Source organism: Saccharothrix saharensis (genome assembly GCF_006716745.1).
Classification (GTDB): domain Bacteria; phylum Actinomycetota; class Actinomycetes; order Mycobacteriales; family Pseudonocardiaceae; genus Actinosynnema; species Actinosynnema saharense.
On sequence record NZ_VFPP01000001.1, the window covers coordinates 207,981 to 232,575 of the forward strand.

Sequence of the window (24,595 nt, forward strand, 5' to 3'; positions counted from 1 at the left end):
TCCGTCACTCCGTTCCCGATGTGTGTGCCCGCGCGCCGGCGACCGCGGGCGCCGCGCCAGGCCGTTCCGATCCACTGCCGGCGAGGGCCGCCACCGTGCGGGCGACGCCCTCCTCCAGACCCACCCGAGGCGTCCAGCCCACCGCGTCGTGGAACGGGCCGGGGTCGATCACGTCGTGCTGGAAGTCCCGCGCGTCGGTGTCGGCGGGCGCGGGGGTGGACACCACGGGCGCCGGCGGCAGCCCGGTGTGGTCGGCGACCGCGCGGGCGATCACGCCGAACACGTCGCGCAGCTCGCGCGCCGCCGGCGAGGCGATCGACCAGCACCGGCCTGCCAGCGGTCCGGGCAGGTCGAGGGCGGTCAGCACGGCCGACACGGCGTCCTCGACGAACATGAAGTGCCGGCGCAGGGTGCCGTCGCCCCAGTAGGTCAGGGGCTGTCCCGCGAACGCGCGGCGCACCATGCCCACCACCGAGCCGGGCCCGGACGGGCTGTGCACGATCTCCGGCCCGAACACCACGGGCAGCCGCAGGCCGATCCCGCGCAGCACGCCGTCCGCGTGCGCGTCCAGCAGCGCGCGTTCGGCGTCCCGCTTCTGCCGCTCGTACTCGGTGTGCGGCTCGGCGTCGCCCCGGCCCAGGTGCGACCCGGTGTAGACGCACAGCGGCCGGTCGGCGGTCGAGCGGAACGCCTCCACCACGGCCCTCATCGCGCCGACCGCGACCACCCGGCTGGCGGGGTCGTGCTCCAGGTCGCGCCAGTACCCGCCGGGCCGCACCGCGTACACCACCGCGTCCGAGCCCTCGACCGCGTCGGCGACCGCGCCCGGCTCGGTCACGTCGGCCGTCCGCACGTCGACGTCGGCCACGGCGCCCGGACGCACCGCCGCCGGCCGCCGCGACACCAGCCGCAGCCGCACCGGCCGCGCCGCCAGGGCCTCGGCGACCGCGCCGCCCAGGAACCCCGACGCGCCCAGGACGGTGACCGTCCTCATGCGCCCCCCTCGGTGGAGGACGCCAACGCGCGCAGGCAGGCCAGCAGGCTGCGGCACTGGATGTTCACGTAGTGGCTGTGCTGCAACAGGGTCGTGAGCTGGTGCGGCGTCATCCACCGGAAGTCCGGGTGGTCGTGCAGCTCGTCGGTCTCCACGATCACGTGCCGGGTGCGGGTGTGGAAGAACCGCCCGCCCTCCTCGGACTGGATCGTGTCGAACTTGATCCGGCCCGGGTCCGCGGCCAGCACCACGTCCAGGAACGGCGGCCGGGACGCGGGCGGCGAGTCGGCGTGGTTCTCCGGCACGCACTGCACGGTCGGCGCCAGCTCGGCGACGTCGAAGATCCCCGGCTCCGCCTTCGCGTGCACCAGGACGTGCAGCACGCCTTCGACGCGGGTCACCAGGAACGCCACCAGCCCGATGCCGCGGGCGGCCAGCATCGGCTGGTTCCACCGGCCGACCTCGCGGCCGCGCGCCTCCACCAGCAGCCCGATGACGTCGAAGAACCGGGCGCTCAGGTGGGAGACCACGTCGCCGTCGTAGCGCCACTCGGTCATCCGGTGCAGCGGCATCGGCTCGACCGTCACCTCGGTCGCGGCCCGCTGCTCGGTGATCCAGCTCAGCAGGTCGCCGATGCTGTGCAGGCCCGCGCCCTCGCCGGTCCACGAGCTGATCTGGGACCGGGTGAAGCCGTCGTAGCCGAGCAGCGGGCCCGGTGCGTTCATGTCGATGAACGGCAGGCAGGACAGCACCGACCGGGTGTCCATGTTGATCATGTCGTCCATCCCGAGCAGGTCGTTGACCTGCGCGATGGTCAACCAGTGGAAGCCGTCGACCACCTCGACGTCCTCCGTCACCTCGATGACCATGTTCCGGTTGCGCTTGCGCAGGAACCAGCTGCCCTGCTCGGACTGCCGCACGTCGGCCACCACCCGGTGCCGCGCGCGGTCCATGAAGTAGCGCAGGTAGGGGATGGCGTTGCCGCCGTGCACCCGCGTGTAGTTGCTGCGCGTGGCCTGCACGGTCGGCGAGATCTGGATGCCGCTGTAGTTGCCCGGCTCGGCCTTGAGCTGCATCAGGCAGTGCAGGACGCCGTTGATCTCCTTGACCAGGATGCCCAGGATGCCGACCTCGGGCTGCAGGATGATCGGCTGGTCCCAGTGCGGCACCAGGGCGTTCGGGATCCGCACGTCCACGCCGTGGATGGAGAAGAACTTGCCGCTCACGTGCCGGATGGAGCCGGTGGCGTCGTCGGTGTACCAGTCGGACAACGCGCTCAGCGGCACGCGTTCGACGTTGGTGTACATGGACGTCGCCGCCTCGGCCCGCGCGGCGAGGTAGGAGTCCAGGTCGAGCACGGCCTCGTCGCGGGCCAGCGCGGACCGGGCCAGTCGGTCCGAGGTGTTCGGATTGTCCAGTGTTCGCATGCCAGCGCCCCGCTTCCCACCAGGTGTGCCGGCCGGTCCTCGGGGGAGGGCCGGCCGGCTTGCGTTGCCGGCGCTCAGCCCGTGACGGCGAGCAGCCGCGTGAGGACCTCCGCGGGGGACGGCATCCCGTCGACCTCCGCGGCCAGCTTCCCGGCGGCGGCCCGCGCCGACGGGTCGTCCAGCAGCCTGCCGACCGCCTCGGCCACCGCGTCCGCGGCGATCTCGTGCTGCGCGATCCGGTCGCCGACGCCCGCGGCGACGACGGTGTCCGCGATGCGCTGCTCGTCCACCCACGGGTTGTGCAGCACCAGCTGCGGCACGCCCGCGCTGAACGCGTTGAGCGCCGTGCCCGCGCCCGCGTGGTGCACGATCAGGTCCACGTGCGGCAGCACCAGGTGCTGCGGCACCCACGCCTGCAGGTGCACGTTGTCCGGCAGGCCGTCGAGCGCGGCCGGGTCGACCGCGTTCCCGGTGGAGACCAGCAGGTCCACCGGCAGCCGCGCGATGCCGTCGATCGTGGCGCGCAGCGCGGTCACGTCGAACGCCTCGGTCGTGCTCAACGTGAGGTAGACCAGCGGGCGCGTGCCGTCGCGGTCGCGCACCGAGGCCGGCAGCTCGTCACCGGGCTCGCTCCACGTGGTGGGGCGCATCGGGATCCGGTCCGCGTCGGCCAGGAAGTCGGCTTCCTGCACCGAGGTCGGGCAGATGTCGACCACCGGGAGGTCCGGCCGGGTCAGTCCCAGCTCCGCGGCGACCGCGTTGGTCATCGCCTTGATCGGCGCCGAGATGGGACCCGTGACGACGCGGCCGATGGTGTGCCGCACCGCGGGCACGCCCATCTTCTCCGCGGCCAGGCCCGCGCCCGGGTTGGCGATCTCGAACACGACCAGGTCGGCCGGGTGCCGCTCCAGGTGCGCGGTGAGGTCGGCGAACACCCGGCGCGGCTGCACGTCGCCGAACACCTTCGCGATGACGACCGGGATCTCCTCCGGCGGCACCGCGTCCGGGCGGTGGTCCGTGGCGAGCGCGAACGCCTCCGCGGGCTCCAGACCCGCCTTGATCGGCTCCAGGCCCGCCTTGCGCACCAACCCGAACATGCCCTCGCTGGTGGCGAACACGACCTCGTGGCCCGCGTCGCGGGCGGCGACGGCCAGCGGCAGCAGCGGCAGCACGTGGCCGTGGGCACCCGTGGCGGCGAACAGCACTCGCTTCATCATGGACTTGGCGACCTCTTCGACGGTGTCGGCGGTGGGGGACGTCCGGCCGGACGTCGCGAAGATCACTCGAACGGCCCTGCCCGGCCGAGGTGGCACGACCGTAGCCGGCGTGCGGAAGGCGGAGTAACCCCTAGTGATCTGCTACTTCGCCGCGGGTACACCCCTACCGGCGCGCGGCGGCACCGGGAGAGGGCTGGTCACCGACGGCCGGCGGTGGACGACGACGGGTGCGGCGCGGCGCGGCCGGTGGTGAACTGGGACGACGTCCGACGAACCGGGTGAGGATGGAACATGGCTCTGGAGCAGGCCGAAGCGACCCCGACCACGGCGCCGTGGTGGACCTCCGCGGTGGTGTACCAGGTGTACCCGCGCAGCTTCGCCGACTCCGACGGTGACGGCGTGGGCGACCTCAACGGCATCACGGCGCGGCTGGACCACCTGCGGCGGTTGGGCGTCGACGTGATCTGGCTGTCCCCGGTGTACGCCTCGCCGCAGGCCGACAACGGCTACGACATCTCGGACTACCAGGCGATCGACCCGGCGTTCGGCACGCTGGAGGACTTCGACCGGCTGCTGGCCGAGGTGCACGCGCGGGGCATGAAGCTGGTGATGGACCTGGTGGTCAACCACACCTCCGACGAGCACCCGTGGTTCGTCCGATCGCGGTCGTCGAAGGACGACCCGAAGCGGGACTGGTACTGGTGGCGCCCGCCGCGCGACGGTTTCGAGGCGGGGCAACCGGGTGCGGAACCGACGAACTGGGGTTCGTTCTTCTCGGGTCCGGCGTGGACGTTGGACGAGGCGACGGGTGAGTACTACCTGCACCTGTTCGACGTCAAGCAGCCGGACCTGAACTGGGAGAACCCCGAGGTCCGCCACGCCGTGTACGACATGATGCGGTGGTGGCTGGACCGGGGCGTGGACGGCTTCCGGATGGACGTGATCAACCTGATCTCCAAGGACCCGGACCTGCCCGACGGTGCGACGACCGGCGTCGGCGGCCTCGGCGACGGGTTCCCGCACTTCGGCACCCGCCCCGGCGTGCACGACTTCCTCCAGGAGATGCACCGGGAGGTGTTCGGGGGCCGGCCGGGGGAGTACCTGACCGTGGGGGAGATGCCGGGCGTGACGTGGGAGCAGGCCCGGTTGTTCACCGACCCGGCGCGGCGCGAGCTCGACATGGTGTTCCAGTTCGAGCACGTCTCGCTCGACCACGGGCCGGGCGGCAAGTTCGACCCGAAGCCGTTGGACCTGCGCGACCTCAAGGCGTCGCTGGGCCGGTGGCAGACCGCGTTGGGCGAAGTCGGCTGGAACAGCCTCTACTGGAACAACCACGACCAGCCGCGCGTGGTGTCCCGGTTCGGCGACGACGACCGGTACTGGCGCGAGTCGGCCACCGCGCTGGCCACCGTGCTGCACCTGCACCGCGGCACGCCCTACGTCTACCAGGGCGAAGAGCTCGGCATGACCAACGCGCCGTTCGCCGGCGTGCACGAGATGCGGGACGTCGAGTCGCTGAACCACCACCGCCTGGCCGTCGCGGCGGGCGCCGACCCCGACGAGGTGCTGCGGGGTCTGCGGGCAATGGGCCGCGACAACGCCCGCACGCCCGTGCAGTGGGACGCGAGCCCGCACGCCGGGTTCACCACCGGCGAGCCGTGGCTCGCCGTCAACCCCAACCACACCTGGCTCAACGCCGAAGCCCAGTACGACGACCCCGACTCCGTCTTCAACCACTACCGCCGGCTCATCCGGCTGCGCCACGACCTGCCCGTGGTCGCCCTCGGCGACTTCCGCATGCTCCTTGTCGACCACCCGCACGTCTACGCCTACGAACGCACCCTGGACGGCACCCGCCTGCTCGTCGTCGCCAACCTCGGCGGCACACCGCAGACCGTCGGGATCGACCGCGGGTGGTCCGCCGCCGACGTGGTGCTGGCCAACGTCGGGGCGGCGCTGGTCTCGCCCGGTCGGGTGGACCTGCGCCCGTGGGAGGCCCTGGTGCTCACGCGCTGATCACCGGGGTGCGACCCCGCGACCAGGGGATTCCGGGACGGCTCACCCCGTCACCCGAGTGCCGGCGACGATCGCGGTGTGTCGCACGTTCGGGTGAATCGGAGGGTCATCGCCGATGCCCTGCGCACACCCTCGTCCCTGGCTGCGACCTGCGGGTTTCTCGCCACATGCGGACATCATCAGTCGTTACCACCCGCGGTGGTGCCGTTGCGCGTCACCCCGGTCGGGGGATCGTTGACCGGGTTACATCGACACCGGTCGCGCCGAGCCGAGGGCCGGCAGGTGGGGGGCAGGGTGAGACGTGTTGCGGGGCACCTCCGGCGCGGGACTTCGAGACCTCCGCCGGGCGGGCCCAAGCGGTGGCTGAAGGCGGGCATCGCCGCCGTCGTCACCACGGGCGCGGTCGCGACCGCGATCACCGCGGTGCTGTCGGTGAAGTTGCCCTCGGACCCCGAGGACAGCGCCGCCGTGACCGCGGTGCGGGCGACGTCCCGCGTCCCGCTCGGCGAGTACGTCCGGCGGTCGGAGAACACCGTGCCGAAGAAGTTCGGCGGCGGTCGCGCCACCTCGGCCCGCTCCGGGCCCACCGGCGGCTCGACCGCCGTGACCTCCAGCGGTAAGTCGCCACCGACCACCCGGTTCACCGGCACGTCGACCTCGTCCACCGGCCGGACGGCATCGAAAACCGTCACCGCGCCCTCCACGTCCCCCTCCACCGGGCGCCTCGATCCGGAATTCCGGCTGCCGCGCGGGCTGAGCGAGGAGGACGTCGTGGAGCTGTCCGGGACGATCCTCCTCAGTGCCGGCGTAGACGTCCCCGGGAACGGCGCTCCGTCGGTCCGGTTGGTGCAGCGCTTCGCGCCGATGGTGGTCGGCAACGCCGTCGACCCGCAGGGGAACCCGGCTCCGCCGCGCGCCATCGTCGACCGGGTGCTGAAGCTCCTCGGCGACTCGCGCAAGGTCGAAGGGGGGCACGAGCCGGTGGGCGTGGTGGTCAGCGCGGACGTCGAACTGGTCGGCCTGCGCGGCAAACCGGTGATGCTGACCTGGTCCATGTGGCAGACGTCCGGCGAGAGCCGCTTGCACGGTGACTGGCTGAACAGCAACCTGGCCTACCGCCTGGAGGCGCGGACGCACCGGGACACCGCGAGCGTCGACCTGTGGGTCCCCCTGCCCCACGCGACGGGTTCGTACTTCGTCCGGGTCGACCTCACCAGCGACGGTTCCCGCCTGGCGAGCGCGGAGAGCCCGCCGTTCGACTGACCGGAACACCGAGGCGTGAGCACCGCGGCGGCACGGACACCCGCACGTTCCAGCACCACCGCACCGGGTCGGCGCGATCGGTCACCGTCGTCGGGGGCGGTCGTCGCCACGCGTGCGACGGCCGCCCCCGAGGCGACTACATCCGTTCCGGCGCGGTGATGCCCAGCAGGCCGAGGCCGTGGCCGAGGGTGCGGGCGGTCAGGCGGCACAGGGCCAGCCGGTTGCCGCGCACCGGCTCGTCGGCCTTGAGGACGGGGCAGTGGTCGTAGAAGGCGGTGTAGGCGCGGGCCAGTTCGTACAGGTAGCCGCACAGGCGGTGCGGTTCGAGGGTGGCCGCGACCTCGGTGACGACGGCGCCGAAACCGTCGAGCACCAGCGCGAGCTCCCGCTCCGCGGGGTGCGGCGCCACGGTCGGGTCGACCGTCACGTCCGGGTCGCCCGCGAGGCGCAGGATCGAGCTGATGCGGGCGTGGGCGTACTGGAGGTACACGCCGGTGTTGCCGGTGAACGACACCATGCGGTCGACGTCGAACGCGTAGTCCTTCACCCGCGAGGTCGACAGGTCGGCGTACTTGACCGCGGCGATGCCCGCCGACTCGGCGATCCGGTCCAGCTCGGCCGGGTCGAGGTCGGGGTTCTTCTCCTCGACGACCGCCCGCGCCCGCGACACCGCGTCGTCGAGCAGGTCCATGAGCCGGACCGTGCCACCGGACCGCGTCTTGAACGGCGTGCCGTCCGGGCCGAGGATCGTGCCGTAGGCGGCGTGCTCGGCGCCGGCGCCGTCGGTCAGCCACCCGGCGCGCCGGGCCGCCTCGAAGACCAGCTGGAAGTGCAGCGCCTGCCGCGAGTCGGTGACGTAGACCAGCCGGGTCGCCTTCAGCTCGCGCAGCCGGTAGCGGATGGTGGCCAGGTCGGTGGTGTCGTAGCCGTACCCGCCGTCGCGCTTGCGGACCATCAGGGTGACCGGCCGACCCTCCGGCCCGGTCACCTCCTGCGAGTAGAAGACGAGCGCGCCGTCGCTCTCCACCGCCAGACCGGCCTCGACCAGCTCCTCGACGGTGTCGGCCAGCATCGGGTTGTAGAACGACTCGCCGACCGAGTCCTCGGGCGTGAGCAGCACGCCGAGGCGGTCGTAGATCGCGGTGAACGACCGCTCGGACTCCGCGACGATGTCCTGCCACACCGCGACCGTCGCCGGGTCGCCCGACTGGAGGGCGACGACCCGCGACCGGGCGCGGTCGGCGAACCCGGCGTCGGCGTCGAACTCCGCCCGCGCCGCCCGGTACAGGCCGTCCAGCGCGGACACCGCGGAGGTGCCCGCGCCGAGCTCGTCCTGGTGCCACGCGGCGTCTGGGTGCTCGTCGAGGTACTGGATCAGCATCCCGAACTGCGTGCCGAAGTCGCCCAGGTGGTTCTGCCGCAGCACGTCCGCGCCGAGGAACCCGATCACGCGCGCCAGGCTGTCGCCGATGATCGTCGTGCGCAGGTGCCCGACGTGCATCTCCTTGGCGATGTTGGGCGCCGAGTAGTCGACCACGACCTTGCGGCCCAGCTCGGGCTCGCCCACGCCGAGGCGTGGGTCGGCCAGGCGGGCGGCGACCTGCGCCCACACCGCACGGTCGGTCACCGTGACGTTGAGGAAGCCCGGCCCGGACGGTTCGACCGAGGCCAGCACCGGGTCCGCGTCGAGGTCGAGCCGGGCCACCACGTCCGCCGCCAGGTCGCGCGGCTTCACGCCGACGCGCTTGGCCAACGCCAGCGGCGCGTTGCACTGGAAGTCCGCGCGCTCGGATCGTCGCACCACCGGATCCGCGCCCGCCAGGTCCGCACGGACCCGGCCGATCGCCCCCGACATCGTCGTGGCGATCCGTTCCAGCAGCGACGGCACCCCTTGGTGGTGGACACTCACCTGGCACATCCTCCTTCGTCGGAGAGGCGATTGTTCCAGGCCGCGCCGGTGTCGCCCGCCCAGGGTCGGCGGCCGTCCGGCGGTGCGGTCCACAGTGGACGTCGGGTCGACCGCTCAGCCGAGTTCGGCCAGCCGTCGGGCGGCCGGTGCGACCACGCCGTCGATCCAGCGGGCGAGGTCGCCGTCCGGCGAGCGCAGGACGACCGTGTCGATGCCCGGTTCCGCGTAGCGGGCCAGGGCCGCGGTGAGCCCGTCCGCGTCGTCGGGGAGGTGGCCGAGCGGCACCACGGTCTTGCGGATGGCGTCGTGGTCGCGGCCGACGTCGTCGCAGTGCCGGCGCAGCACGTCGAGCTTGTGCGGCACCTCGTCGGCGGACGGCAGCAGCAGGTTGCAGGCGTCGGCGTAGCGGGCGACCAGCCGCAGGGTCTTCCGCTCGCCGTTGCCGCCGATCATGATCTCCGGGTGCGGCGCGCTCACCGGCGCGGGCACGCACAGCGTCTCGGCCAGGCGGTAGTGCTCGCCCTCGAACGGCCCGTCGTCGGTCGGGTCCCACATCCGCAGGCAGATCCGCAGCGTTTCCTCCAGCCGTTCGAAGCGCTCGCCCAGCGGCGGGAACGGCACGCCCAACCCGCGGTGCTCGCGCTCGTACCAGGCCGCGCCGAGACCCAGCGTCGCGCGGCCGCCCGACACCACGTCCAGCGTGGTGACGATCTTGGCCAGCAGGCCGGGGTGGCGGTAGGTGACACCCGTGACGAGCGCGCCGAGCCGGACGGTCGACGTGTGCGCCGCCAGGAACCCGAGCGTGGTGTACGCCTCCAGCATGGGGTCCTCGGCCGCGTCGTTGTGCTCCATCTGGAAGTAGTGGTCCATGACCGACAGCCACCCGAGCCCGCCCGCCTCGGCGGCCGCGCACGCCGCGGCGAGGTCGCCGCCGAGCCGTGCCGCACCCTGGTTGAACCGGTTGATGTGCACACCCAGTCGCACGTCGTGCTCCGTTTCCCACGCTCCGTCACCGACCACGGGGACGCTAGTTGCTGGAGCGCGCTCCAGGTCAACTCGCGACCAGCACGACCTTTCCGGTGACGGTGCCGGACTCGGCGAGTCGCACCGCGTCCGCGACGCGCTCCAGCGGCACGCGTGCCGCCACCTGCGGCCGCAGTGAGCCGTCGGCGAGCAGGGCGAACACCGCGCCGAGGTCGCGGGTCAGGCGGGCGCGGAACCTGGCCGCATTCCGCCTGCCCGCCCAGATGTTGAAGAACCGCGTGGTGCGGCCGTTGGGCAGGGCGTTCCACCACAGCAGGCGGGCGAAGAGCTTGAGCACCGGCAGGCGGGACGAGCCCCGCTGGTCGCGGGTGGACGCGGTGCCGTAGGCGACGAGGGTGCCTCGCGGCGCGAGCAGCCGGTACGAGTCCACGATGCCGGGGCCGCCGACGTGGTCGAACACCGCGTCCACGCCGTTCGGCGCGAGCGCGCGGACCTCGGCGGCCAGGTCGGGGGAGCGGTAGTCGACCGGGGTCGCGCCCAGGTCGCGGACGGCGTCGTGGTGGCGGGGCGAGGCGGTGCCGATGACCCGTGCCCCGGCCAGGCGGGCCAGTTGCACCAGGGTCGAGCCGACGCCGCCGTTCGCGCCGTGCACCAGCACGGTCTGCCCCGGGCAGACCTCGGCGATGCCGTGCAGCATCTGCCAGGCGGTGAGCCCGTTGACCACGAACGTCTCCGCGTCGGCCGGGTCGACGCCGTCCGGCACCGGCACCAGGTCCGCCGCGTCCACCAGCGCGTGGCTGGCCCAGCCGCCGACCTTGGTCAGCGCCGCGCACCGCCGGCCGACCAGGGTCGCGTCCACGTCGGGACCGACCTCGGCGACGGTGCCGACCAGGTCGTAGCCGGGCACGAACGGGAACGCGGGCTGGTCGTAGTACTTGGCCCGGCGCATCTGCTGCTCGGCGAACGACACCCCGGACGCCTCGACGCGGACGAGCGCCTGGCCCCGCGCCGGGACGGGCCGGTCCCGGTGGCGCAGCACGAGGCCGTCGGGCTCGACCACGCCCGGCAGCACGACTTCGACGACCCGCTCGGTGGATTGCCGGCTCATCGCTTCCTCCGTATGTGAGTGGTCAGTCACTTACTAGTCAGTGAACGCTGCAGCCAGGCCGTATGTCAAGCAGGTGGGCGATAAGAGTGGTTGGTCACTCACACTTGCTAAGACGGGTAGGCGTGCAGCTCGGTGGCCTTGACGGCGGCCCACAGCTCGTCGCCGGGCCGGAGCCGGAGGTCGGCGACGGTCGCCGTGGTGACGTCGGCCAGCACGGGCGGCACACCGTCCAGCCGCACGCGGGTGGTGTGCGCGTGCTGCTCGATCCCCGCCACGGTGACGCGCCACGCGTTGCGCGGGCTGCCGGTCGGGTGCTCGGGGTGCAGGCCGACCGCGTTGGGCGGGAACACGACGTGCACCGGCCCGGTCGCCGGCGCGGCGATGGTGAGCGTGCCGCCACCGGCCAACTCCACCGCCGTGCCGTGCGCCGTGCCGCGGTACAGGTTGAGGCCGACGAGGTCGGCGACGTAGTCGGTGCGCGGCCGGCGGGCGACATCGGTCGGCGTGCCCTGCTGCACCACCTCGCCGTGCTCCAGGACCACGAGCCGGTCGGCCAGCACCATCGCGTCCAGCGGGTCGTGCGTGACCAGCAGGGTGTGGCCGGGGTAGTCGCGCAGGTGGCGGCCGAGCTCGGCGCGCACGTGCAGCCGGGTGGCGGCGTCCAGCGCGGCCAGCGGCTCGTCGAGCAGCAGCAGGTCCGGACCGGTGGCCAGGGCGCGGGCCAGCGCGACGCGTTGCGCCTGCCCGCCGGACAGCGTGCGCGGCTTGGCCCTGGCGTGCCCGGCCAGCCCGACCCGTTCCAGCCACCGCGCGGCCTCGGCCCGCGCCGCCGCACGGCCGGCACCGCGCGCACGCGGTCCGAAAGCGACGTTCTCCAGCGCGGACAGGTGCGCGAACAGCAGGTAGTCCTGGAACACCACGCCGATCGGACGTCGTTCGGCGGGGTGGAACACGTCCGGCGGCGCGTCCCACGTCCGCTCGCCGAGCCGGATGTGGCCGCCGGTCAACGGCAGCAGCCCGGCCAGGGCGCGCAGCGCGGTGCTCTTGCCCGCGCCGTTCGGGCCGAGCAGGGCGACCACCTCGCCCGGCTCCACCACCAGCTCCGCGGCCAGCCGGAACGCGCCGCGGGTGACCCGCAGGTCGGCGTGCAGCGTCATGACGGCCCGCTCACCCACCGGTCCCGCAGCGCGGCCAGCACGCCGACCGACACCAACAGCAACACCACGCTCAGCACGATCGCCGCGTCCGGATCGGTCTCCAGGGCCAGGTAGACGGCCAACGGCATGGTGGTCGTCTCGCCGGGGAAGTTGCCCGCGAACGTGATGGTGGCGCCGAACTCGCCCAACGCCCGCGCCCAGCACAACACCGTGCCCGCGACCACTCCCGGCAGGATCGAGGGCAATGTGACCCGCCGGAACGCCAGCCAGCGCGACGCGCCCAACGTCGCGGCCGCCTCCTCGTAGCGCGGGTCGGCCGCGCGCAACGCGCCCTCCACCGAGATGACCAGGAACGGCATCGCCACGAACGCCTCGGCCAGCACCACCCCGGCGGTGGTGAACGGCAGCGAGACGCCGAACCACGCGTCGAGGTGCTGCCCGACCAGCCCGCGCCGGCCGAGCACGAACAGCAACGCCACCCCGCCGACCACCGGCGGCAGCACCAGCGGCACCGTCACCAGCGCCCGCAGCACGCCCCGCCCCGGCACGTCGCCGCGCGCCAGCAGCCACGCCAGCGGCACGCCCAGCACCAGGCACACCACCGTCGCCAGGCTCGCGCACACCAGGGACAGCCGCAGCGCCTCACCGACCGATGCGCTGAACAGCCGCGACGGCAACGTGCTCCACGGCGCGCGGGCCAGCAGCCCCACCAGGGGGACGAGCAGGAACGCGAGCCCGAGCACGGCCGGCAGCACCAGCGCCGCGGGCAGCCGGCCACCGGTCCGACGGCGGGCCGACCTCACGGCGCGTCGAACCCGGCCGCGGCGAGCACCGCCCGACCCCGGTCGGACCGCACGTGCGCGACGAACCCCCGCGCGCCGTCCGCGTTGCGCGCCCTGGCCAACGGCGCGATGGGGTAGTCGGTGACCGTGTCGTCGGCCCCCGGGAACGCGATGCCCTCGACCTCACCGCCGGCCGACCGCACGTCGGTCCGGTAGACCAGCGCCGCGTCCACCTCGCCCAGCCGCACCTTGGTCAGCACCGCCTTCACGTCCTGCTCCAGGGTGTCCGGCCGCGGCGTCACCCCGGCGGCCTCGAACGCCCGCTTCGCCGCCGCCCCGCACGGCACCTGCTCCGCGCACAACGCGATCTTGGCCTCCGCGTCGGCGAAGTCGGCCAGCCCGGTGATCCCGGCCGGGTTGCCCGCCGGCACCGCGATCTCCAGCCGGTTGCGCGCGAACGTGACGGGTCCGGCGGCCGTCGCGTTCGCGGCCACGACCTGGTCCATGGTCGCGGGTGAGGCGGAAGCGAACACGTCCGCCGGCGCGCCCTGCCCGATCTGCTGCGCCAACGCCGAGCTGCCGGCGAAGTTCAGCACCACGTCGACCCCGGCGTGGGCAGCCTCGAAGTCCTCGGCCAGCTCGGTGAACGCCTCGGTCAGCGACGCCGCCGCGAACACCGTGACCCGGCCGTCCGCGGCGCTGCCCGGCGCGCCGCACCCGACCAGCACCAGCAGGACGACCAGCGCGAACGGCCGCATCACGCCTCCGGGATCTCGACCACGACGTGCGTGGACTTGATCGACGCGACCGCCACGCTGCCGATCTCCAGGCCCAGCTCGTCGGCGGAGTCGCGGCTCATCAGCGACACCACCCGGAACGGCCCGGCCTGCAGCTCGACCTGCGCCATCACCCCGTCCTTGACCACGCGCGTGACGATCCCCCGCATCCGGTTGCGGGCCGACGCCGCCACCGTGACGCCGGGCTCGGGCGCCTCGGCCAGGCGTTGGGCGAACTCGGCCAGCTCGCGGCCGTCGACGCCCTTGCGCCCGCTGGCGAGCTGCACCTCGGCCAGCCGGCCCTGCTCGATCCACCGGCGCACGGTGTCGTCGCTGACCCCCAGCAGGGCGGCGGCATCGCTGATCCGCAGATTCGGCACGTCGAGCATTGTAACTCCGCACCCGCGGAGAAATGTGATCTTGGTTTCACCCGACAACCGCCGGGTACGCCCAGCACACGCCCTGATCGGAGGACCTGCCATGACGACCTCGACCGACCGCGTCGGCACCCGCCGCCGCCCCGTCCAGGGGCTCGCGCTGTTCGTCGGCGCGGTGTTCCTGCTGGTGGGGGTGCTGGGCTTCGTGCCGGGCGTGACGACCGCCCTCGACGGCCTCCGCTTCGCCGGACCGCACTCCGAAGCGCTCCTGTTCGGCCTGTTCCAGGTGTCGGTGCTGCACAACGCGTTGCACCTGCTGTTCGGCGTGGCCGGGATCCTGGCGGCGTCCTCGCGGGGCGCGTCACGCCTGTTCCTGGGCGCCGGTGGGTTCCTCTACCTGGTGCTGTGGGTCTACGGGTCGGTCGTGCACTCGATCGACCACGAGGGCGGCGCGGCGAACTTCGCGCCGTTCAACGCCGCGGACAACCTGCTGCACCTCGGCCTCGGAGCCGGCATGATCATCGCGGCCGTGCTCGCCACGGTCTTCGAACGCGCCCGAGGCCGGTACCCCGGCCGCGAACAGCGCGGCGCGTGACCGCCCGGTTGACCGGTGCGGGGGGCTCGTCGCGTAAGTTCACCCGGGGAGGCGCTTGACTGGGAGGGCGTAGATGGCGAGTTCCGGAGGACAGCGGCATTTCGGGCGAGTGGACCCGTTCTGCCTGTTCATGGTCCTGCCGTTGGTGCTGATCGCGGGCATCCTGATCTGGGGTGGCCTGGCCTGGGTCGGCGTCGTCGTCATCGTCTGCGCCGCCATCGTCGTGGTCGTCGACTCGTGGACCAACCGGCCCCTGCCGTTCGACGTGCCCGAGGACGACGACTACGACTACGACGCCCCGCACACCGGCCGCCGGGCCTACTGACTGACGTCCCGCGCGCCCGGCGCGGCCGTCAGGAGTCGTGCCGGGCCACCAGACCGGATTCGTAGGCGAAGACCACGAGCTGGGCGCGGTCGCGCGCGTGCAGCTTCGTCATGGCGCGGTTGACGTGGGTCTTCGCGGTCAGCGGGCTGATCACCATCCGGTCGGCGACCTCGTCGTTCGACAACCCCTGCGCGACCAGCGCGACCGCCTCTCGCTCGCGGTTGGTCAGCTCCTCGAGCGCCGTGGCGCGGCCGGGGGAGGGCTGCGGTCGGCTGACGTAGCGGTGGATCAGCCTGCGGGTGATGGACGGCGCGAGCAGGGCGTCGCCGCGCGCGGCGACCCGGACGGCGTGCAGGAAGTCCTCCGGCTGGATGTCCTTGACCAGGAACCCGGCCGCGCCGGCCCGCAGCGCGTTGAAGACGTACTCGTCCAGGCCGTAGTTGGTCAGGATGACGACGTGCACCGACGCCAGAGCCGGGTCCGCGGCGATGCGCCGGGTCGCCTCGATGCCGTCCATGACCGGCATCCGCACGTCGAGGAGCACGATGTCGGGCAGGTGCTCCCGGACCAGCGCGAGGGCCCGGCTGCCGTCGGCGGCCTCGGCCACCACCTCGATGTCGTCCTCGATGTCGAGGAGCGCGCGGAAGCCGCTGCGGATCAGCGGCTGGTCGTCCACCAGCAGGACGCGGATCACGGCGTGCGCTCCACGGGCAGTTCGGCCTGGACGGTGAAGCCGCCCCCGCGGCGGGGAGCCGCTCGCAGGCTGCCCCCGAGCGCGGAGACCCGTTCGCGCATGCCGAGCAGCCCGACACCGGGGGTCGGCGCGGTCCCGGACTCGGCGCTCCCGTCGTCGTCGACCCGGATGACCAGGGCATCGGGGCGGTAGTCGATCCGGACCGACGCGGTGGCCGCGGCGGCGTGCCGGGCGACGTTCGTCAGCGACTCCTGCACGATCCGGTAGGCGGCCCGCTCCACCGCGGCCGGCACGCCGTCGCGGCGTCCCTCGATCGTCAGCGTCGCGTCGAGGCCGGTCGTCCGCGCCCGTCGCACCAGTTCCGTGACGTGGTCCAGCCCGTACGGCGGGTTCCCGCCGTCGGGTCCCGCGTCGTCGCGCAGCGCCTCCAGGGTCGCGCGCAGCTCCCGGGACGCCTCACGCCCGGCCTCACGGATCGCCAGCAGCGCTTCCGGCACCTGTTCACCCCGCCGACCCGCAAGGTGGACCGCCACCTCGGCCTGCACCTTGATCACGGAGATCTGGTGGGTGAGCGAATCGTGCAGCTCCCGCGCGATGTGCAGCCGTTCCTCGTCGGCGCGGCGCCGCGCGGTCTCCTCGCGGGTGCGCTCGGCTTCGTCCGCCCGGCGCTCGGCCTGGCGCAGCGCCTCACCGGCGGCGGCCGCGGCGATCAGCCAGGCCAGCTCCAGCACGCCGCGGGCCTGAGCGAACGCCTCACCCGCGGACCCGCCCGGCGTGGCCACCACGACCGCGAACGGCAGCGCGGCCAGCAGGGCCACCGATCCCGCCACGACGGCGAGGCGGTGCCCGGCCCGCATGGCGGTGTAGACCGCGATCAGGTACGCCACCGCGGGCACGTCGAACCCCAGCGCCTGGGAGCCGACCGCGCACAGCCCGGTGACGGCCAGCACGGTGATCGGAGCCCGGCGGCGCGCGGCCAGCGCACCACCGCCCACCACCAGGAGCACGACGCCAACGACGGCGGAACCCGATGCCGGGTGCCGCTCCGAGAGTCCGTTCACCAGCAGGATCGCCGCCACTCCGGCGGCGATCGCCCCGTCTCCGACAGCCGTCTTCCGACCCGACCGCCCGCTGCTCATGCGGGCACCCTAACCGGGCGTTCGCGCGGGCGAGTCCTGCGTGCGGATGATCGTCGACTACCGCGCACGCGGTAGTCGCGCCGTTCCTGCGGCAGCCGCGGCAGGGCGGAATGCCCACGTGGGCAGGACGACCGGCGGCGGGTCCGGCGGACAGGATCACGGCGACGTCCAGCCGGAAGCAGGAGGAGAAACCCCATGTCCGTCGTGCTCACGTTCACCGCGGCCGCCGGTCAGGTCTGCTCGACCGCCGCCGAGTGCGCGAACCAAGGTGTCGACAACTTCGTCGGCACCCCCAAGAGGGTCTGGGCCGGCGTCGCCGCACTGGTGTCGCTGGTCGGCGTTGTCGCCGGGGCGTCGGCGTGGGTCCGCTCCGCCCGCCGCGGCGGCCACCGCGGCACGAGGGGAGCTGTGGTGGCGCTGGCCGCCGGCCTGCTCGGCGGGGTCAACGGCGCGGTCGACCTGGCGGTCGCGGACGGCGGACCCGGCAGCGGCAACGGTGTGGTCGGTGCGGCCGCGGCCGCGGTGCTCGGTGTGGTCGCCGTGGTCCTGGGACTGCTGGTGCTGACCCGCTCGCGGCGTCCCGAGCCGGTCGGCTGACCGCCGCGGACACCGACCGCTGGGTCGGCCGCACGCGTGCGCGGCACTACGTCCGCGGGAACGTCTCGGCGAGCGCCTCGTCCACCGAGCCCGGTCGGCTCGGGGTGACGAACAGCTCCCGCAGCAGCAGGTTGCCGGCGTGGGCCGGGTCGATCCCGGACTGCCGCCCCGTCAGCCCCTGCACCACCCCGGTCAACCGCAACGCCGTCCGCACCACCGCGCCCGGCAGCCGGCGCACCGGGCGGTCGTGGCCGGTGGCGGCGGCGATGCGGCCGATCATGTCCGACCACGTCAGGTTCTCCAGCGCCACCGGGATGTCCGCGCCCGACGCCCGCTCCAGCGCGTCGGTCACCACTTCCGCCACGTGCGCGGCGGTCGTGGCGGCGCTGCCACCCGGCGGCGCGACGAGCGGCGACCGGGACCGGGCCCACCTGTCCAGCGGGCCCGACCAGTTCGGCAGCCGGTCGCCCGCCCGGCCGAACACGAACGGCAGCTCCAGCACGGCCACCGGCAGGTCCGGGCCGGCCGCCTCCCGGCCCGCCCGCGCCTGCTCGACCCGGCTGCGGATGTACGGGTGGCGTTCGGTCAGCCGCCACTCGGGGTGCCCGCGGTGGAAGTGCGTGTAGTACGACCCGAGCACCGCGGCCCGGCTCAGCCCCTCCTGCCGCGCGGCCGTGAGCAGCCGCACGACCGGTGCGACGTTGCCCCGGTGGAACACCGGGTACGCGGGCGCGCGCGGCACGTCCCGGTCGTCCGCGCCGGCCGCGAACACGACGCCGTCGTGGCCCGCGAGCAACGCCCGGAACTCCTCCTCGGTCGCCGAGGTCGCGTCGAGGGCGTGGTCGACGCCGTCCCGCGCGGTCCGCGCGGCCGTCGTCACCCCGTGCCCCCGTGCCCGCAGCCGCTCGACGACGTGCTGCCCGATCAACCCGCTCGCACCCACCACCAGAACGCGCACGGGTCGATCATGCCCGTTCGGCGGCGATCAGGCGTAGGTGTAGCTGCCGCGGTGGTCCAGGACCGAGGCCACGGTGACGCCGAACGGCTGCAGCACCTCGTCGACGTCCACGACGTTCGCGACGCCGCCGCCCGGCAGGTACCGGGCGGAGTCGAAGCCCCAGCGCTCCTGCCAGCGCGACCACAGCCGGTCGACGTGGCAGTGGTGCAGGAAGAACACCGGGTCGTTCGGCGAGTCGACCTGCGCCATGTGCCCGCCGACCCACACGTGGACCCGGTTGTGCAGGTTCGGCGACAGGCCACCCTCCATGCGGTTGCGCATGCCGCTGCTGGACGAGGAGTTCCACGGCGACGTGTCGTAGGTCGACACGCCCATCACGCCGTCGACGTCGGAGGTCGTGGGCAGCGAGCCGCGCAGCGTCATGGCCCGCCGCAGCGACGTGGAGGTCGTGGCGCTGACGTTGATCCGCCACTGCGCGGAGCCGGCGAACGGGCCGCTGGTGACGGGACCGTTGCCGCCGGAGCCGTTGCCGCCCATGAAGTCGGACGTGAACGGCGCGCCGGTGGTGGAGCGGTTGGCCGTCCAGTTCCAGTACGGCAGGTTCACCGCCGGGTTGATCGCCTTGAGGGCGTTCTCCAGCTCCAGCAGGTACCGCCGGTGCCACGGCAGGAACGACGACGACTGGTGCGCGTAGTTGTGGCTGTCGACGGTGCTGAAGTAGTCCATGTGCGTGCGGACGAACCAGTCGTAGTTGCGGCCGTCGGCCTTCGCCTTCAACGCCTTCACGGCGGCGACGAAGTCGGACTTCTCGGTGGCGGTCAGTGCGGCCGCGCTCTTGCGGGTGCCCATGTGCTCGGTCCTCTCGGGGGCGGTCGAGCGCGGATCAGGGGTGCTCGTGGTCGGCGTCGCGGGTCAGCTCCTGGTCGCCGAGCTGGTCCACGGCGAGCCGCGCGAGCTTCTTGAGGCCGTCGCGGTTGTCGCCCTCGTCCAGCGGGATGGGGTCGAAGTGGTTGAGCGTGCTGAGCACCGCGAGGTAGGTCTCGGTCGAGTCGGGCGCGACGGGGAGCCGGACCTGCACGACCCCGAGCTTGCGGCCGTTGATGTGGACCTTGTGCTTGCCGCGCTCCTTGTCGTGCTCGCCCTTGATCTTCTTGCCCTTGTAGTTCTCCTCGAAGTCGCGGGGATCGGCCTGGGCGGCGGCCCGGTTCGGGCCCGCGGTCGCACCGGACGAGGCGAGTCCCGCGAGCCCGGTCGCGGTGACGGCGATCAGGGCGGCTGCGGCGCCGTGGCGGAACACGTCCCGGCGGGATAGGTCGTTCATGGCAGTCCTTCGGACGGCATCGGGTGTGTCGAGGTCCCCCAACGGCGTCGTGACCGCGACCGACCGTCCCTCTTCTCGCCGAGCGTGCGACTGTGGTGTGCCTCCCAACAACGGCGCTCACCCGTTCGTGTGAGCCATGCACCTGTGTGGGTGGGGCCGAAATCCCCGAAGTGCCCGTCCGGCTGGGCGTGCGGTCCGTCAGGCGGAGCGGAGCGTCAGCAGCGAGATCTCACTCGGCGCGAAGACGCGCAGCGGCGGGCCCCAGAACCCCGCCCCCCGGCTGGTGTAGAGCCGGGTGCGCTCGCCGTGGCGGCTCAGGCCCGCCAGCACCGGCTGCTGCAACCGCACCAGCAGGTGGAACGGCCAGATCTGGCCGCCGTGCGTGTGCCCGGACAGCTGGAGGTCGACCCCCTTCGCGACCGCCTTGTCGATCTCGCTCGGCTGGTGCGCCAGCAGCACCACCGGGTCGTCGGCCCGCGTGCCCGCGAGCGCCGCGTCGAGGTCCGCGCCGTGGCCCGCCTCGCCCGAGTGCGCGCCCGTGACGTCGTCCACGCCCGCGAACACCAGCCGCGCGTCGCCGCGCTCCAGCACGCGGTGCTGGTTGTGCAGGCTGGTCCAGCCCAGCTCGGCCATGTGGTCGAGCCAGGCCTGGGCGTTGGAGATGTACTCGTGGTTGCCGGACACGTAGAACCGGTGCCGTGCCCGGACGTCCCCCAGCGCGGCGGCCTGGCCCCGGCGCTGCGCCACCGTGCCGTCGGCGATGTCGCCGACGTGCACGACGACGTCCGGCTCCAGCGCGTTCACCGCCGCGACCGTGCCCACCGACCACTTCGTGCGGTCGATCGCGCCGTAGTGGGTGTCCGCGAGCACCGCGATGGTGAGCCCGTCGAACGCCCGGTCCACACGGGGGAGCACCACGTCGGTCCGCTTCACCCTCGGCACCCGACGTGCCTCGCGCAGGCCGTGGGCCACCAGCGTGACGCCGACGACGAGCAGGACGACCGCCACGAACCGCGCTCGGAACGGGTTCTCCACGCCCGCGACCGCCAGCACGAGCCGCAGCACGTGCGTGATCGCGGTCCACGCGAAGAAGACCCACGCGATGCCGAGCACCAGGTGCGCGATCCGGGACGCCCGGTCGGAGTGGCGGCGGCCGTGCGCGCGGACCAGCAGCAGCGGGAACGCCACCGACGTGACGACGAAGAACGCCGTGCCGAGGACCTGCACCGGCCACGGCCACCGCGCGCCCGGCGCGAGCAGTCCCGTCCAGGGCACCCAGAACAGCAGCGCGGTCACCGTGAGGAGCACCGCCGCGAACGTGACGCGTCGCCGCGTCGACGGGCGGGGCGGCGCGGTCGTGCTCGACATCGGCTCTCCTCGACGGCTTTACGGACCAGCGGGCTCTTATCGACGGTAGCCCGCCGCGCGGCCCGTGTCCAAGTTTGGCCTCCGCTCGCGCGGCAATCCTGATCACATGGCTGACGAGCACGAACGCGACACCCACCCGCCGGACGCCTTCCGGGTCGAGACGCCGGAGGAGGACGCGCGGCTGGCCGAGTCGCAGCGCACGATCGACGAGGCCAAGAACGTGGCCGCCGACCTGGCCGAGGCCACGCCCGACCCGCTGCCCGACAGCGAGCCGCCGGAGGGTGCCACCCCGGGCTCCTGAGCGGTGCTCACGGGAGGTCCATAGTGGACTCACCCGAATGGCGGTTGAGAACGTGAACACCGGTATGGATAGTTCGATCTTCCGCGTGGGTGTTCAGTCGATCGCCGCTTGACTTGGGGGTAACCGGGCGTGGCTCGTCCAACCCGCACCGTGGTGGACGACCCGCTCTCGTCACCCGGTCGTCCCGCGCTGCGCTGGATCGGGTTGCTGACCGAGGTCTACTCGTGGGTCACCTGCGTCGCGTTCGCCCTGCAACTGGCGTTCGTGGGCGTCCGGCCGGGCCGGGTGGTGCTCGCCGCCCTGGTCCTGGTCGTGCTGCTGACGTGGTGGCTGCGGCCGAAGCGAGGTGGCTGGCTCGTCGCGCTGGCGGAGTGCGTGGTCGCCCACGGCGCGGTGTTCGTGCTGCCCAACCCGCAGCCCATCATCGGCTTCCTGTTCGCGGTCACCGTGCGGCGGGCGCTGCGCGGCGAGGACGAGCGGTTCCCGGTGCAGTCGGTGCCCGCGCTGCTGGGGTACCTGAGCGGCTTCGCGGTCTGGATCACCGTGACACCGGTCGCGGTGACCGCCCCGCTCGTCACCTCCGTGGTGATGCCGTTGGTGGGCCTGGTGGTCGCGTCGATGGCGCTGCACGAGACCGCCCGCTCCGGGCGGCTCGTGCTGGACGCGCACCGCACCGTCGAGGCGGTGGTGCGGGCCAGCCCGATCGGGTTGGTGCTGGTCGACGGCGACGGCGCGCCCAGGCTGCACAACGACCGGGCGCGGGAGCTGCTCGCGTGGCCCGCGGCCGGAACCGGGCGGGTGCCGTGCCCGCACGGCCCGGACATCACCGACTGCGCGCGCGGTTGCCGTTCCGCCGACGACGCGGTGGAGGTGCGCGTCACCCGCCCGGACGGCTCGACCGGCGTGCTCGCGGTGCACGCCGTGCCCGTCGAGCACGTCTCGGAGCAGCACACCCTGGTCACCGCGCTGGACGTGAGCAAGCGCCGTGAGCTGGAGGACGCGCTGCGCAGCCGGGCCGAGCGGGACGAGCTGACCGGGCTCGCCGGGCGCACCCACTTCCTGCACCTGGTCGACGAGGCGCTGCTGGCCGGTGAGGCCGTGGGCCTGCTGGTGATGGACCTCGACGGGTTCAAGGAGGTCAACGACGCCGAGGGGCACGAGGCGGGCGACTGGTACCTGGTGTCGGCGGCCGAGCGGATCAGCCGCGCGACCGGCCGGGTGGCCACGGCGGCGCGGCTGGGCGGCGACGAGTTCGCGGTGCTCGCGCAGGGGCACGACGTGCGCGAGTCGGCCCGGCTGGCGACCCGCATCCTGTCCGAACTGGCGCGGCCGTTGACGGGGCTGGGGCACGAGACCGTGATCCGGGCCAGCGTCGGCATCGCGGTGTCGGCACCGGGCGTCGGGACGGCGGACCTGCTGCGTGACGCGGACACCGCGATGTACGTGGCCAAGCGCGAGGGCGGCGGGCGGATCCGGCTGTTCCGGCCCGAGATGGGGGAGCAGGTGCTGGCCCGCCAGCGCGACAAGTCCGACCTGCGCACGGCCGTCTCCGACGGCCAGCTCGTGCTGCACTACCAGCCGATCGTGGACCTGGCGACGTCGGCGGCGGCGGGCGCGGAGGCGTTGGTGCGGTGGCAGCGGCCGGGGCACGGGCTGCTCGGGCCCGGCGAGTTCATCGGGTTGGCCGAGGAGACCGGGCTGATCGTGCCGCTGGGCAACAAGGTGCTGGCCGGCGCGTGCGAGCAGGCGATGCGGTGGCGTGAGCAGGGCCGGGCGCTCGGCGTGACGGTGAACGTGTCGACCCGGCAGCTCTCCGCGCCCGCGTTCCTGCCGTCGTTGGACCGGGTGCTCAAGACCACCGGGCTGCCGCCGGAGCGGTTGACGATCGAGGTGACCGAGTCGGTGTGGGCCGACGGCGCGGCGATGCGCGGGCTGATGGAGGTGCGGGAGACGGGGGTGCGGGTGGCGTTGGACGACTTCGGCACCGGCTACTCGTCGTTGAGCTACCTGCAGCGCTACCCGTTCGACGTGGTGAAGATCGACCGCTCGTTCACCGGGGCGCTGTCCGACACCGGCCGCACCGCGGGCGTGGTGCGGTGCATCATCGACCTGGCCGAGGTCCTGGGCGCGCACACCGTCGCCGAGGGCATCGAGACCCAGGCCCAGGCCGACTGGCTGCGCAACGCCGGCTGCGCCTACGCCCAGGGCTACCTCTTCGGCCGCCCCGACCTGGCCGAGAACTGGGACGCCCAACCCTCCGTCCCCCACTGACCTCCGAGTGTCGAACCCCCGGGTCCCGAGTGTCGAACGCTCAGGACCCCCGAGTTCCCCGTTCAGGTCCCCGGCGTTGAACGGTCGGCGGTACCTGAACGTAGAACTCAGTGGTCCTAGAGGTTCGACACTCGGGACCTGAGCGTTCGACTCTCGGGTCAGGGGAGGTCGGCCAGGGTGTTCCAGAACATCAGCTCGTAGGAGTGCAGGAGGTGGGCGGCGGGGAGGGCGCCGTCGGGGGTCCAGCCGGTGGCGAGGACGTCGGTCAGGGCGCGCAGGCCGAGGGCGTCCAGTTCGGGGGCGGGTTCGGCGAAGAAGTCGAAGAACGCGCAGCCGGCGTCGTCGAAACCGTAGTGCTCGCGCAACGCGGCGGCGATCGTCGCGCAATAGCCACCCCATTCCGCGAAGTTCGCCAGAATCGCGAGGAGCGCATCGTGCGGATTGCCGTCCAACGCCAGCCTGGCCACGTACGACGGATATGCCTGACATCCCGGCAACGGCCGGTACGCGGCCACGTCATCCGGGGTCAGGCCGCACGCCGACGCGAAATCGGCGAGTTTGGCCAACGCCAACCCCTCACCGCCCGCGACCATGGCGAAGAACTCGCGCTGCGCCGGCACGGGGGACTGCGCCGCCAAAGTGAGGAACGCTCGCCAATCGCTGTGCACGATGCGGTGCTCCTCGGCCGCCAACGCCCGCAACGCCGCCGACGAAGCCTCGCCGGAGGCGATCAACGGCACCAGCCGGTTCGACCCGCCGTCCCGCTTCAACTCCGCGCGCACCCGCTCCAACAGGCCTTTCGCGTCCTTCGCCATCGTTCCCCCTCGTCCGGGCACCGCACCCCACCGCACGTCACCGGCGACGGCGGCATGACCATTAGGCACTCTATAGAGTCGTCCGGGACCGCCTGCGCGCCGGCCGCACGGATGAAGACTCGGCAACAGGGATTGACGCGGACCCCCCTTTCCGGTCTCATGGCTCCGCCTTGTCGAACGTCAGCGTTGCCTCACTAGGGA

General features: G+C 73.2%; 24 protein-coding genes. 7 read left to right on the forward strand and 17 right to left on the reverse strand.

The genetic code is table 11. The annotated features are described in order from the left end of the window. Positions 1 to 4 precede the first annotated feature (4 nt). The 3 genes from FHX81_RS00410 to FHX81_RS00420 form a co-directional block, all read right to left on the reverse strand. Positions 5 to 994, reverse strand: a complete 990-nt coding sequence (locus FHX81_RS00410; protein WP_141974672.1) for an NAD-dependent epimerase/dehydratase family protein — start codon at positions 992 to 994, stop codon at positions 5 to 7. Then, entirely contained in the window at positions 991 to 2,421 is a 1,431-nt protein-coding gene (locus FHX81_RS00415) for an NDP-hexose 2,3-dehydratase family protein (RefSeq protein ID WP_141974673.1), read from the reverse strand. The genes FHX81_RS00410 and FHX81_RS00415 overlap by 4 nt, the downstream gene beginning before the upstream one ends. A gap of 74 nt (positions 2,422 to 2,495) precedes the next feature. Next, a complete protein-coding gene (locus FHX81_RS00420) occupies positions 2,496 to 3,704 on the reverse strand; it encodes a glycosyltransferase (RefSeq protein ID WP_246107539.1) in 1,209 nt (402 codons plus the stop codon). 225 nt (positions 3,705 to 3,929) lie between these two features. Between FHX81_RS00420 and FHX81_RS00425 the strand changes: the two genes are divergently transcribed. Together FHX81_RS00425 and FHX81_RS00430 are read left to right on the forward strand one after the other, a co-directional pair. Then, positions 3,930 to 5,654, forward strand: coding sequence for an alpha-glucosidase (locus tag FHX81_RS00425; RefSeq protein ID WP_141974674.1), 1,725 nt, complete (start codon positions 3,930 to 3,932; stop codon positions 5,652 to 5,654). A 294-nt stretch (positions 5,655 to 5,948) separates the two neighbouring features. Further along, on the forward strand, positions 5,949 to 6,917 hold the full coding sequence (locus FHX81_RS00430) for a hypothetical protein (RefSeq protein WP_141974675.1): 969 nt from the start codon (positions 5,949 to 5,951) through the stop codon (positions 6,915 to 6,917). Between the two features lie 136 nt (positions 6,918 to 7,053). Here FHX81_RS00430 and argS read toward each other — a convergent pair whose 3' ends face one another. From argS to FHX81_RS00465, 7 genes are all read right to left on the reverse strand, one after another. Continuing rightward, positions 7,054 to 8,826, reverse strand: coding sequence for an arginine--tRNA ligase (gene argS, locus FHX81_RS00435; RefSeq protein WP_246107540.1), 1,773 nt, complete (start codon positions 8,824 to 8,826; stop codon positions 7,054 to 7,056). 114 nt (positions 8,827 to 8,940) lie between these two features. Continuing rightward, complete coding sequence (locus FHX81_RS00440) at positions 8,941 to 9,810, reverse strand: LLM class F420-dependent oxidoreductase (protein ID WP_141974676.1); 870 nt, start codon at positions 9,808 to 9,810, stop codon at positions 8,941 to 8,943. Positions 9,811 to 9,877: 67 nt separating this feature from the next. After that, positions 9,878 to 10,918 carry a medium chain dehydrogenase/reductase family protein gene (locus FHX81_RS00445; RefSeq protein WP_141974677.1) on the reverse strand — a complete coding sequence of 347 codons (1,041 nt, stop codon included), beginning with the start codon at positions 10,916 to 10,918 and terminating at the stop codon, positions 9,878 to 9,880. A 107-nt stretch (positions 10,919 to 11,025) separates the two neighbouring features. Next, a complete protein-coding gene (locus FHX81_RS00450; protein ID WP_141974678.1) occupies positions 11,026 to 12,075 on the reverse strand; it encodes an ABC transporter ATP-binding protein in 1,050 nt (349 codons plus the stop codon). Next, on the reverse strand, positions 12,072 to 12,878 hold the full coding sequence (gene modB, locus FHX81_RS00455) for a molybdate ABC transporter permease subunit (RefSeq protein ID WP_141974679.1): 807 nt from the start codon (positions 12,876 to 12,878) through the stop codon (positions 12,072 to 12,074). The genes FHX81_RS00450 and modB overlap by 4 nt, the downstream gene beginning before the upstream one ends. After that, positions 12,875 to 13,615 (reverse strand): molybdate ABC transporter substrate-binding protein, encoded by a 741-nt coding sequence (gene modA, locus FHX81_RS00460; RefSeq protein ID WP_141974680.1) that lies wholly within the window; start codon positions 13,613 to 13,615, stop codon positions 12,875 to 12,877. Before modA ends, modB begins: the two co-directional genes overlap by 4 nt. After that, positions 13,615 to 14,013 carry a TOBE domain-containing protein gene (locus FHX81_RS00465; protein WP_141974681.1) on the reverse strand — a complete coding sequence of 133 codons (399 nt, stop codon included), beginning with the start codon at positions 14,011 to 14,013 and terminating at the stop codon, positions 13,615 to 13,617. Before FHX81_RS00465 ends, modA begins: the two co-directional genes overlap by 1 nt. A 100-nt stretch (positions 14,014 to 14,113) precedes the next feature. On the opposite strand from FHX81_RS00465, the gene FHX81_RS00470 reads away from it, so the two are divergent. Both FHX81_RS00470 and FHX81_RS00475 read left to right on the forward strand, forming a co-directional pair. Next, a complete protein-coding gene (locus tag FHX81_RS00470) occupies positions 14,114 to 14,605 on the forward strand; it encodes a DUF4383 domain-containing protein (protein WP_141974682.1) in 492 nt (163 codons plus the stop codon). Positions 14,606 to 14,678: 73 nt separating this feature from the next. Continuing rightward, positions 14,679 to 14,930, forward strand: a complete 252-nt coding sequence (locus FHX81_RS00475; RefSeq protein ID WP_141974683.1) for a hypothetical protein — start codon at positions 14,679 to 14,681, stop codon at positions 14,928 to 14,930. A gap of 28 nt (positions 14,931 to 14,958) precedes the next feature. Here the strand turns inward: FHX81_RS00475 and FHX81_RS00480 are convergent, their stop codons facing one another. Further along, positions 14,959 to 15,624, reverse strand: coding sequence for a response regulator (locus FHX81_RS00480; RefSeq protein WP_141974684.1), 666 nt, complete (start codon positions 15,622 to 15,624; stop codon positions 14,959 to 14,961). Beyond that, on the reverse strand, positions 15,621 to 16,763 hold the full coding sequence (locus FHX81_RS00485) for a sensor histidine kinase (protein ID WP_141974685.1): 1,143 nt from the start codon (positions 16,761 to 16,763) through the stop codon (positions 15,621 to 15,623). The genes FHX81_RS00480 and FHX81_RS00485 overlap by 4 nt, the downstream gene beginning before the upstream one ends. Before the next feature lie 195 nt (positions 16,764 to 16,958). On the opposite strand from FHX81_RS00485, the gene FHX81_RS00490 reads away from it, so the two are divergent. Then, the gene (locus tag FHX81_RS00490) at positions 16,959 to 17,360 is read left to right on the forward strand and encodes a DUF6223 family protein (protein WP_141974686.1); all 402 of its coding nucleotides are present in this window, start codon (positions 16,959 to 16,961) and stop codon (positions 17,358 to 17,360) included. A 46-nt stretch (positions 17,361 to 17,406) separates the two neighbouring features. Here the strand turns inward: FHX81_RS00490 and FHX81_RS00495 are convergent, their stop codons facing one another. The 4 genes from FHX81_RS00495 to FHX81_RS00510 all read right to left on the reverse strand — a co-directional run bounded on the left by FHX81_RS00495 (position 17,407) and on the right by FHX81_RS00510 (position 21,007). Then, entirely contained in the window at positions 17,407 to 18,318 is a 912-nt protein-coding gene (locus FHX81_RS00495) for an NAD-dependent epimerase/dehydratase family protein (RefSeq protein ID WP_141974687.1), read from the reverse strand. Positions 18,319 to 18,345: 27 nt separating this feature from the next. Further along, a complete protein-coding gene (locus tag FHX81_RS00500; protein WP_141974688.1) occupies positions 18,346 to 19,167 on the reverse strand; it encodes a tyrosinase family protein in 822 nt (273 codons plus the stop codon). A 34-nt stretch (positions 19,168 to 19,201) separates the two neighbouring features. Beyond that, positions 19,202 to 19,639 carry a tyrosinase family oxidase copper chaperone gene (locus tag FHX81_RS00505; protein WP_141974689.1) on the reverse strand — a complete coding sequence of 146 codons (438 nt, stop codon included), beginning with the start codon at positions 19,637 to 19,639 and terminating at the stop codon, positions 19,202 to 19,204. A 198-nt stretch (positions 19,640 to 19,837) separates the two neighbouring features. Beyond that, a complete protein-coding gene (locus tag FHX81_RS00510; RefSeq protein WP_141974690.1) occupies positions 19,838 to 21,007 on the reverse strand; it encodes a metallophosphoesterase in 1,170 nt (389 codons plus the stop codon). Positions 21,008 to 21,113: 106 nt separating this feature from the next. Between FHX81_RS00510 and FHX81_RS00515 the strand changes: the two genes are divergently transcribed. Further along, positions 21,114 to 21,308 carry a hypothetical protein gene (locus FHX81_RS00515; protein WP_141974691.1) on the forward strand — a complete coding sequence of 65 codons (195 nt, stop codon included), beginning with the start codon at positions 21,114 to 21,116 and terminating at the stop codon, positions 21,306 to 21,308. 129 nt (positions 21,309 to 21,437) lie between these two features. Further along, positions 21,438 to 23,579: a putative bifunctional diguanylate cyclase/phosphodiesterase gene (locus FHX81_RS00520; protein ID WP_141974692.1), complete on the forward strand. Its 2,142-nt coding sequence runs from the start codon at positions 21,438 to 21,440 to the stop codon at positions 23,577 to 23,579. Positions 23,580 to 23,737: 158 nt separating this feature from the next. On the opposite strand, the gene FHX81_RS00525 is transcribed toward FHX81_RS00520, so the two are convergent. Continuing rightward, complete coding sequence (locus tag FHX81_RS00525) at positions 23,738 to 24,394, reverse strand: thiaminase II/PqqC family protein (RefSeq protein WP_141974693.1); 657 nt, start codon at positions 24,392 to 24,394, stop codon at positions 23,738 to 23,740. Positions 24,395 to 24,595 lie beyond the last annotated feature (201 nt).

Coding starts and splice junctions, on each gene's coding strand:
- FHX81_RS00410 (WP_141974672.1), bottom strand. CDS start 994: ATGAGGACGGTCACCGTCCTGGGCGCGTCGGGGTTCCTGGGCGGCGCG.
- FHX81_RS00415 (WP_141974673.1), bottom strand. CDS start 2,421: ATGCGAACACTGGACAATCCGAACACCTCGGACCGACTGGCCCGGTCC.
- FHX81_RS00425 (WP_141974674.1), top strand. CDS start 3,930: ATGGCTCTGGAGCAGGCCGAAGCGACCCCGACCACGGCGCCGTGGTGG.
- FHX81_RS00445 (WP_141974677.1), bottom strand. CDS start 10,918: ATGAGCCGGCAATCCACCGAGCGGGTCGTCGAAGTCGTGCTGCCGGGC.
- FHX81_RS00450 (WP_141974678.1), bottom strand. CDS start 12,075: ATGACGCTGCACGCCGACCTGCGGGTCACCCGCGGCGCGTTCCGGCTG.
- modA (WP_141974680.1), bottom strand. CDS start 13,615: ATGCGGCCGTTCGCGCTGGTCGTCCTGCTGGTGCTGGTCGGGTGCGGC.
- FHX81_RS00470 (WP_141974682.1), top strand. CDS start 14,114: ATGACGACCTCGACCGACCGCGTCGGCACCCGCCGCCGCCCCGTCCAG.
- FHX81_RS00475 (WP_141974683.1), top strand. CDS start 14,679: ATGGCGAGTTCCGGAGGACAGCGGCATTTCGGGCGAGTGGACCCGTTC.
- FHX81_RS00485 (WP_141974685.1), bottom strand. CDS start 16,763: ATGAGCAGCGGGCGGTCGGGTCGGAAGACGGCTGTCGGAGACGGGGCG.
- FHX81_RS00490 (WP_141974686.1), top strand. CDS start 16,959: ATGTCCGTCGTGCTCACGTTCACCGCGGCCGCCGGTCAGGTCTGCTCG.
- FHX81_RS00500 (WP_141974688.1), bottom strand. CDS start 19,167: ATGGGCACCCGCAAGAGCGCGGCCGCACTGACCGCCACCGAGAAGTCC.
- FHX81_RS00505 (WP_141974689.1), bottom strand. CDS start 19,639: ATGAACGACCTATCCCGCCGGGACGTGTTCCGCCACGGCGCCGCAGCC.
- FHX81_RS00510 (WP_141974690.1), bottom strand. CDS start 21,007: ATGTCGAGCACGACCGCGCCGCCCCGCCCGTCGACGCGGCGACGCGTC.
- FHX81_RS00515 (WP_141974691.1), top strand. CDS start 21,114: ATGGCTGACGAGCACGAACGCGACACCCACCCGCCGGACGCCTTCCGG.
- FHX81_RS00525 (WP_141974693.1), bottom strand. CDS start 24,394: ATGGCGAAGGACGCGAAAGGCCTGTTGGAGCGGGTGCGCGCGGAGTTG.